2 protein-coding genes and 1 pseudogene are annotated in these 1,995 nt (G+C 66.0%); 1 reads left to right on the forward strand and 2 read right to left on the reverse strand.

The features are described from left to right. Window positions 1-251: 251 nt before the first annotated feature. Window positions 252-1,055, forward strand: a complete 804-nt coding sequence (locus tag JYJ84_RS35235) for an EAL domain-containing protein (RefSeq protein ID WP_122944591.1) — start codon at window positions 252-254, stop codon at window positions 1,053-1,055. 195 nt (window positions 1,056-1,250) lie between these two features. Here JYJ84_RS35235 and JYJ84_RS35240 read toward each other — a convergent pair whose 3' ends face one another. Continuing rightward, window positions 1,251-1,661 (reverse strand): GFA family protein, encoded by a 411-nt coding sequence (locus JYJ84_RS35240; RefSeq protein ID WP_175222316.1) that lies wholly within the window; start codon window positions 1,659-1,661, stop codon window positions 1,251-1,253. 137 nt (window positions 1,662-1,798) lie between these two features. Then, a pseudogene (locus JYJ84_RS35245) lies at window positions 1,799-1,995 on the reverse strand (IclR family transcriptional regulator); the annotation flags it as partial.

Below are 1,995 nucleotides of genomic sequence, written 5' to 3' on the forward strand. Positions count from 1 at the left end.
TCCTTGCTTCCTGTTGATTCGTGAACGGCGCCGTTTCGCGGCGCCCGCATGCCGCATTTCTTGATCGGCAACAAATCCTGGATTTACGAATAGTAAAACCAATTACGAATAGTGAAATCAACGTAAACCCTAGGCGAAGCGTCGAGGACGGGATAACCATATGAACGAAACGCCAAGCCGAGCTTGGCCGGCGCTGCTAATATCAAGCTACGAGGCGGCCCGTTCGGCCGCCGTTTTTCCTTCTTACGCCGATGATTCCGCCCACCATTCCCGAGCTGGTCGCCCGTGCCGGGCAACTGCCGTATCTGCGGGATCACCTCGCGCTCGCCGATGGCGGCACCGCAAGCGCGAACCTGCCCGAGCGCACGCTCGGCAGCGCCTACGAACCGATCTACGACGTGACGATGCCCGGTGCGCCGCAATCGACGTCGTTCGCCGACACGATTGAGCGCTATGGCGACGAGCTCGGCTTCCAGGCCGTCACGCTGGTGACGGGTGCGCCGCACGATCCGGTCGACTCGGCCGTCGACGACCAGACGCTCGTCGCGATCGACCGCCTGTCGCGCTCGCTGCACGCGATCAACTTCTTCGGTGCACAACGCCACGGGCTGCTGTTCCTGCGCGTGCACGAACGGCTGCTGAAGAGCGTGAAGTACGACCACGGCAAGCATTTCTCGTCGGTGCTGCAGCGCTTCGGGCTGCCGACCGAGCGGATCGTGATCGAGCTGCCGGCGGTCGCGGTCGCGCACAAGACCTTCCTCGGCTACCTGACGCGCAGCTACCAGCATCACGGCTTCAAGGTCGCGGACAAGCTGCCCGACCCGGGCCGCATCCTCGCGGTCGAATCGGAGATGGCGCGCCCCGACTACATCAAGATGGATGCGGGCATCGCGTTGCGCGACGGGATGGTCAAGGCGCTCGTCGCGTATGCGCAGCGCGTGCGGATTCCGCTGATCTTCGACGGCGTGGTCGACGAAACGCAGTGCGAGCTGCTGCGCCAGCACGACGTGCGGTTCATGCAGGGGCCCGTGTTTGCGAAGGTCGTGACGGCCTGAGCCTGAGTGGACAAGGTGATCCGCACACGCAGGGCATCGCGTGTCGAAGGTGGAATACAGGTGATGTGACGGGGGATCAGGCCGCCTGGCTTGCCCCGTCGCCCGATGTCCGGCGGGGTTGTTGCCGGCCTTGTGGAAAAACCGGCTTCGCAGGCGCCCTTCGTTTCCGGCACAGTCGGTGCCGGCGGTTACCGCTTACGCCCTTCCGCCATCGTCATACTTGGGCAGATCGTCGTCGATCTCGATGCCCGGAAAGCGATCCCCGTACCAGACATGCCAGGCCGGGCGCAGCCGCGACGGCTCGTCGAGCGTCGCGCAATTGATCTCGACCGTTTTGGGCGCATCGCTGACCCGGTATTCGAGCTGCGCGCCGCAGCGGCCGCAGAAGCGTCGCTCGCCCCACGCGCTCGACGCGTAGACCGTCGGCTCACCTTGCAGGTAAGCGAACGCGTCGATCGGCACCGATGCCGACGCGACGACCGCCGCACCGGTCGTGCGCTGGCAGAGCCGGCAGTGGCAGAAACCGGCGTCGGCCGGAACATGGGCGACCCGGTACCGGATCGCGCCACATGCGCATCCGCCTTCCATCGGTTCTGCGTGAGACATGGCCACAACCTCTTCGTCGGTGAGCTGGCGAACGATCATGCGCGCGGTTCGCCTGCGGCACAACCGCCGGCGGCGATGCCGCCCTCGCCCCTGACCGCCTGGACCGACGACGGCACCCGTACCGCGCGCCGCCGTGCTCAGGCCGTCTGCCCGAGCCGTTGCGCAAGTGCCTTCAGCTTCGGCCCGATCTGCGTCCGGAACACGTCCTCGCCCATCGACGATGCGGGGCCGCTGCAGCTCAGGATCAGCCAGCGCCCCTCGCGCGGCTCGCGAAACGGCACGGCCGCCGCGTTGACGTCCATGTGCCACGCCCGGAACGAATAACAGCAACCGC

The sequence above is a fragment of the Burkholderia sp. LMG 13014 genome, assembly GCF_905232215.1.
In the GTDB taxonomy this organism is placed as follows: domain Bacteria; phylum Pseudomonadota; class Gammaproteobacteria; order Burkholderiales; family Burkholderiaceae; genus Burkholderia.

What these genes read in the sequence shown, in the direction of transcription:
- JYJ84_RS35235 (WP_122944591.1), top strand. Translation starts at nt 252, where the DNA reads ATGATTCCGCCCACCATTCCCGAGCTGGTCGCCCGTGCCGGGCAACTG.
- JYJ84_RS35240 (WP_175222316.1), bottom strand. Translation starts at nt 1,661, where the DNA reads ATGTCTCACGCAGAACCGATGGAAGGCGGATGCGCATGTGGCGCGATC.